6 protein-coding genes are annotated in these 6,905 nt (G+C 61.2%); all 6 read left to right on the plus strand.

The genetic code is table 11. The annotated features are described in order from the left end of the window. On the plus strand, window positions 1-1,717 hold a 1,717-nt coding region (gene aspS, locus ACETWG_06130), incomplete at its 5' end, for an aspartate--tRNA ligase (GenBank protein ID MFB0516165.1). 203 nt (window positions 1,718-1,920) lie between these two features. Beyond that, window positions 1,921-2,865 (plus strand): PhoH family protein, encoded by a 945-nt coding sequence (locus tag ACETWG_06135; GenBank protein MFB0516166.1) that lies wholly within the window; start codon window positions 1,921-1,923, stop codon window positions 2,863-2,865. A 22-nt stretch (window positions 2,866-2,887) separates the two neighbouring features. Then, on the plus strand, window positions 2,888-4,072 hold the full coding sequence (locus ACETWG_06140; protein ID MFB0516167.1) for an acetyl-CoA C-acyltransferase: 1,185 nt from the start codon (window positions 2,888-2,890) through the stop codon (window positions 4,070-4,072). Between the two features lie 157 nt (window positions 4,073-4,229). Further along, on the plus strand, window positions 4,230-5,111 hold the full coding sequence (locus tag ACETWG_06145) for a 3-hydroxybutyryl-CoA dehydrogenase (protein ID MFB0516168.1): 882 nt from the start codon (window positions 4,230-4,232) through the stop codon (window positions 5,109-5,111). Window positions 5,112-5,126: 15 nt separating this feature from the next. Continuing rightward, window positions 5,127-6,272 carry an acyl-CoA dehydrogenase gene (locus tag ACETWG_06150; GenBank protein MFB0516169.1) on the plus strand — a complete coding sequence of 382 codons (1,146 nt, stop codon included), beginning with the start codon at window positions 5,127-5,129 and terminating at the stop codon, window positions 6,270-6,272. A 6-nt stretch (window positions 6,273-6,278) separates the two neighbouring features. After that, on the plus strand, window positions 6,279-6,905 hold a 627-nt coding region (locus ACETWG_06155), incomplete at its 3' end, for a Glu/Leu/Phe/Val dehydrogenase dimerization domain-containing protein (GenBank protein MFB0516170.1).

Consider the following 6,905-nt stretch of genomic DNA (forward strand, 5'->3'; position numbering starts at 1 on the left):
CGGCTGGATCAACTCCCGGCGCGACCACGGCGGCCTGATCTTCATCGACCTGCGCGACCGCTACGGCAAGACCCAGGTGGTCTTCGATGAAGGCCGAACGCCAGAGGCCTTCGAAAGGGCCAAAAAATTGGGTATGGAGGACGTGATTGCCGTGCGGGGGACGGTGGTGCCCCGGCCGGAGGAGAGCCTCAATCCCGACCTGCCCACCGGCGAGATCGACGTGCAGTGCCGGGAGCTGGAGGTGCTCAACGAGAGCGAGCCGCTGCCGTTCCTGGTGACCGACCGCCAGAGCGCCCTGGAGGAGCAGCGCCTCACCTATCGCTTCCTGGAGCTGCGCACGGAGGAGCTGCAGCGCAACCTCATCGCTCGCAGCCGCATCTATAAGGTGGTCAGGGACTATTTCGCCGAGCAGGATTTTGTGGAGATCGAGACTCCCGCCCTGATGAAGTCCACGCCGGAGGGGGCGCGGGATTACCTGGTGCCCAGCCGCCTGCATCACGGACGCTTCTACGCCCTGCCCCAGTCGCCCCAGACCTACAAGCAGCTGCTGATGATCGCCGGCTTCGACCGCTACATCCAGATCGTGAAGTGCTTCCGGGACGAGGACCTGCGGGCCGACCGCCAACCTGAGTTCACCCAGATCGACCTGGAGATGTCCTTCGTGGACGAGGAGGATGTCTACGTCGTCGTGGAGGGGCTCATCCGCCGCCTGTACCAAGAGCTTCACGGCCTCCAGCTGCCGGAGCGGTTCCCCCGCTTCACCTACCAGGAAGCCCTGGAGCGCTGCGGCACCGACAGCCCTGATCTGCGCTACGAGCTGGAGCTGCAGGAGTTCGCCCCCTTCGTCGAGCGGTCCGATTTCAATACTTTCAAGGAGGTGCTGGCGGAGGGGGGTCGGTTGAAGGCCCTGGCGGTGCCGGGCGGGGCGGACTACAGCCGCAAGGACATCGACGGCCTGACCAACCTGGTCACCGAATACCACCGGGCCAAAGGGCTGGCCTGGATGAAGGCTGCCGGCAGCGGCCTGGAGGGGGGCATCGCCAAATTCTTCCCCGCAGACCTGCAGCAGGAGATCATCACCGGGCTGGGCCTCAAGGAAGGCGACCTGCTGCTCATGATCGGCGACCGGGAGGAGGTGGCCCTGCCGGCCCTGGGGGCCCTGCGCGAGGAAATCGCCCGGCGTGACGGACTGATCAGGGAGAAGGAAGTGTGTCCCGTGTGGGTCGTGGGCTTCCCCCTGCTGGAGTACGACGATGAGGAAGAGCGCTGGGTGGCGGTCCACCACCCCTTCACCGCCCCGCATCCTGACGATGAGCACCTGCTGGACAGCGATCCCGGCAAGGTGCGTAGCCGGGGGTACGACCTGGTGATTAACGGCTGGGAAGTCGCCGGTGGCTCCATCCGTAACCACGACACCAGGCGCCAGGAGCGGGTTTTCAGGCTGCTGGGCATCACTCCGGAAGAAGCGGAGGAGAAGTTCGGCTTCCTTTTGCGAGCCCTGCGCTACGGTGCGCCGCCGCACGGAGGGATCGCCTTCGGCTTCGACCGGCTGGTAATGGTCCTGGTGGGAGCCACGCAGATCAGGGATGTCATCGCCTTCCCCAAGACCACCAGCGCCCTGTCGCTGATGGATGGGGCCCCGGCTCGCGTCACTGACGAACAGCTTAAGGAACTGGGCCTCAGCCTGAGTGGTAAAAAGGGGACCGAGGCGGAGTGACCGCGGTTGATCGGCTCATAATCTTTGTGAGGTAACGGCGACGCGCAGCTCCTACCCCGAAATTCGTTAAAGTTGTAATCTAGCCCGGTTATTTGGTAATATTCAGCAGTGATACCTTACGCTCTCCGTTTCAGGCTTACCGCAGCCGGAGCCCTCCCGGCAGTCATCGACAGACGAACAATAGCAACTCAGCGAATGGCCCGATTGTGAAACACACTTTCGACATCCAGGATACCGATCCGCTCCTGCTTTTCGGCGTCAATGACCGGCACCTGCAGATTCTCACGGCGGCCTTTGAGGCCCAGTTGATAGCCCGGGGCGGCCGCATCACCATTGAGGGCGCCAAAGAGGAGGTCCAACGGGTGGAGCAGGTCCTCAGGGACATGATCATCACCATCAACCGCAAGGGGGCGCTGACGCCGGAGGACGTGTCAGCGCTGGTGAAGGTATCGATTGACGGGAAGGCCGGTCCCCCTCAAAGGGACATGCCGGTGATCGTCTACACCCCCAAGGGAGAGGTGACCCCGCGCACCCAGGGGCAGCTGCGCTATTACGAGGCCATGCTCGAGAACGATATCGTGTTCTCCGTAGGACCTGCCGGGACAGGCAAGACCTACATGGCCGTGGCCATAGCAGTGGCAGCCCTTAAATCCCGGCAGGTGGACCGGCTCATCCTGTGCCGACCGGCCGTCGAAGCGGGGGAACGGCTCGGTTTCCTGCCCGGTGATCTGAAAGAGAAAATTGATCCCTACCTCACGCCCCTGTACGACGCCCTACAGGACATGCTGCCCTACGACAAACTGCGCAGCTATCTGGAGCAGCGGATCATCGAGATCGCGCCCCTGGCCTATATGCGGGGCCGGACCCTCAGCAGCGCCTACGTCATCCTGGACGAAGCCCAGAACGCCACTTCCATGCAGATGAAAATGTTCCTCACCCGTCTGGGTATCAATTCCAAGGCCATCATCACCGGTGATATCACCCAGATTGACCTGCCTCCCAGTGAAGAGTCCGGCTGTATCCAGGCCATGCACATCCTGGAGGGGATTGACGGCATCGCCTTCTGTCGCCTCGATGAGCGGGATGTGGTGCGCCACCGGCTGGTAAAGGATATTCTCAAAGCCTATCAGGGGCACGTGGCCAGCTGAGCCCACCGATTGGAGTAACGTCATGGACTACCCGGAAGTCGTTATCACCTCATTTGCCCGCACCCCCGTCGGGTCCTTTTTAGGCAGCCTGGCGTCCGTAACAGCGCCGCAGCTGGGATCGGTGGCGATTGCCGCTGCCATTGAGCGCAGCCGCCTGGAACCGGAGCAGGTGGAAGAGGTGATCATGGGGCACGTTCTCACCGCCGGTGTGGGACAGGCGCCGGCCCGGCAGGCCGCCCTGGGAGCGGGATTGCCGAACAATGTTGAAACCCTGACCGTCAACAAGGTCTGCGGGTCGGGCCTGAAAGCGGTCATGCTGGCTGCCCAGGCCATCCAGACCGGTGATGCCCGGGTGATCGTGGCCGGCGGCATGGAGAGCATGAGCAACGTGCCTTACTACCTGGGCGGCCTGAGGCAGGGGGTCCGGATGGGCAGCCGGGAGCTCATCGACGGTATGGTTCATGACGGCCTCTGGGACGTGTATAACCTGATTCATATGGGCAGCTGTGCCGAGATCTGTGTCCGGGAGCGCAATATCACCCGCGAGCGGCAAGATGAATATGCCGTTCGGTCCTACAAGCGGGCATTGGCGGCCCAGGATGGCGGCATCTTTGATCAGGAGATCGTTCCAGTTGCAGTGCCGCAACGGAAAGGTGAGCCGTTGTGGGTGAACAGGGATGAAGAGCCCGGGCGGGTGGATTTCGATAAGATACCTACCCTGAAGCCGGTCTTTGATAAGGATGGGACCATCACCGCCGCCAACGCCAGTTCGATCAACGATGGCGCCGCCGCCGTGGTGGTCATGTCCCGATCCCGGGCCGAGGAGCTGGGCGTCGCGCCGGTGGCCCGCATAGTAGGTCAGGCCGCAGCGGCCCAGGCACCGGAGTGGTTCCCTACCGCTCCGGCCAAAGCTATCGGCAAGCTGCTGAAAAAAACCGGCCGGTCACTGAGCGATATCGATCTGTTCGAGGTCAACGAGGCCTTTGCCGTGGTGGCCCTGGTAGCCCTCGACGAGCTGAAACTGGACCCGGAGAAGGTTAATATCCACGGGGGGGCGGTGGCCCTGGGTCATCCCATCGGCGCTTCCGGGGCCCGCATCCTGGTAACGCTCCTAAGCGCCATGGAGCAGCGGGATGCCCGTCGCGGCCTGGCAGCCATCTGCATCGGCGGCGGGGAGGCGGCCGCGGTCATCGTGGAACGAATCTAGAATCCATTAAGCCCGGGAGCGGGCAACCGGTCTCCAGGGCGTTCATTTACATCGATCCAGCATGCCGGTTGCCTGAGCGTTCGGGAAACAGCAGGGTAACTGACAGCTGAAGATTGTAAATTATAGAGCTATAATCATCGCTCATTGAGTTGATAAGATGTCACAAAACATCACATCTCCCGAAGAAAACCTTTCGGACATTGCCGTAATCGGGGCCGGTACCATGGGCAATGGTATCGCCCACGTCTGTGCCCAGCATGGCCATCAGGTTACCATGGTGGACGTGGAGGAGGAGCTTCTCCAGCGGGGAATGAGAACCATCGCGAAGAACCTCGGTCGCCAAGTGGCCAAGGAGATCCTGACCCAGGACGAAGCCGACGCCACCTTGAAGCGCATCCGGACCACCACCAAGCTGGCCCAGGTGAAGGGATCGAACCTGGTGGTGGAGGCCGTCTCCGAAGACACTGACCTCAAACTCCGGATCTTCAAAGACCTCGACGGCATCTGTCCACCTGAGACCATCCTCGCTTCCAACACCTCCTCAATTTCTATCACTCTTATTGGTGCTGCCACCCAGCGGCCCGAGAAGGTCATCGGCATGCACTTCATGAACCCGGTGCCGGTGATGAAGCTGGTGGAGGTCATCCGTGGCCACGACACCAGTGATGAGACCCACGCGACGGTGGTGGCGCTGGCCGGGGAGCTGGGCAAAACGCCGGTGACCGTAAACGACTACCCCGGGTTTATCGCCAACCGGGTGCTGATGCCGATGATCAACGAAGCGGTCTTTTGCCTGATGGAGGGAGTGGCTGAGCGGGAGGCTATCGACGAGGTTATGAAGCTGGGTATGAACCACCCCCTGGGGCCTCTGGCCCTGGCGGACCTCATCGGCCTGGATGTCTGCCTGAGCATCATGGAGGTCCTGCATCGCGAGCTGGGCGACGACAAGTACCGCCCCTGTCCGCTGCTGCGCCGGATGGTGGCTGCCGGGCACCTGGGTCGCAAGACGGGGCGGGGATTTTATAATTATCAAGCATAAAGGCTTCTTAAGACGGTGAATTTCAACCTTACCGACGAACAGACCCTCCTCCAGCAGACCGTGCGCCAGTTTGCCGAGGCAGAGGTGGCCCCCGGGGCCATCGAGCGGGATGAGACCAAGACCTGGCCGGAAGAGATCGTGCGCCAGCTGGCCGAGATGGGCCTGATGGGGATGATGGTTCCCGAGCAGTGGGGCGGCGCAGGGATGGACACGGTGGCCTACACCATTGCCATGGAAGAGATTTCCCGGGCCGACGCCGCGGTGGGAGTAATCATGAGTGTCAATAACTCCCTGGTGTGCGACCTGCTGGATACCTATGGAACAGATGAGCAAAAAAGCAAATATCTGATCCCGCTAGCAAAGGGGGAAAAGCTGGGCGCCTACTCTCTCTCCGAGCCCCAGGCCGGCTCCGACGCCGCCAACCTGCTGTGCCGTGCCCGGAGCGACGACGATGTCTACCGGATTTCCGGCACCAAGAATTGGGTCTCCAATGGCATCCACTCCGATGTGGTCCTGCTGTTTGCCGTCACCGATCCGGAACAGAAGCACCACGGCATCTCCTGCTTCATTGTGGAGAAGGGCTGGGATGGATTTAGTGTCGGAAAACCGGAGGACAAGCTGGGTATCCGGGCCTCCGACACCTCGGAGCTCTATTTTGACGACGTGAAGGTGCCGCTAGCCAACCGGGTCGCTGCCGAAGGTAAGGGTTTCCATATCGCGTTGGGAACCCTGGATGCCGGGCGTATTGGTATCGCCGCTCAGGCCCTGGGGATCGCTCAAGCGGCCTTAGACCACGCCCTGGCCTATGCCCGGGAGCGGGAACAGTTCGGTCGGCCCATTATTGATTTCCAGGCCATACAGTTCAAGTTGGCCGACATGGCCACCCAGATCGAAGCGGCCCGGCTGTTAGTACGGCGGGCCGCTTTTGCTAAAGATCAAGATCAACCTTTCGGATACCTGGCTGCCATGGCCAAGGTGTTCGCCTCTGAAGTCGCCATGCAAGCGGCCAGCCAATGTGTGCAGATTCATGGCGGTTACGGTTATATCCGGGAGACGGGAGTTGAACGGCTCATGCGGGATGCCAAGATCACCCAGATTTATGAAGGCACTTCTGAAATTCAGCGGGTGGTGATCGCCCGCGCGCTGCAAAAGAAAGGATGATGGTACATGGATGTGTTCAAAATGATGGGTCGCCACGACCACGAACAGGTGGTGTTCTGTAATGAATCCGATATAGGGCTCAAGGCGATTATTGCCATCCACGACACCACCCTGGGCCCCAGCCTGGGGGGCTGCCGGTTCTATAATTATGAAAGCGATGAGGACGCGCTCTACGATGTCCTCCGCCTTTCGCGGGCCATGACCTATAAGGCTTCCATTGCCGGCCTGAATCTGGGTGGCGGCAAGTCGGTAATTATCGGCAACCCGGAGACTGATAAGAACGAATATATTTTCCGAGCCTTCGGGCGCTTCGTTGATGGCCTGGGGGGACGCTACATCACCGCCGAGGATGTCAATACCACCGTCAGGGATATGGAGTGGGTCCGCATGGAGACCCAATACGCGACCGGCATTTCCCGGGCACTTGGGGGTAGTGGTGATCCTTCACCGGTGACCGCTTTCGGTGTCTTTGTGGGTATCAAGGCGGCCCTGAAGACCAAGCTCGGGATGGAGGATCTCAGCGGGATCAAGGTCGCAGTCCAGGGAGTCGGGCACGTGGGCTACAACCTGTGCCGGTACCTGCATGATGCCGGAGCGGAACTGTTCATTTCGGATATCAACCAGGAAGCGGTC

It is taken from the genome of Candidatus Neomarinimicrobiota bacterium, from assembly GCA_041862535.1.
Classification (GTDB): Bacteria; Fidelibacterota; Marinisomatia; order SCGC-AAA003-L08; family TS1B11.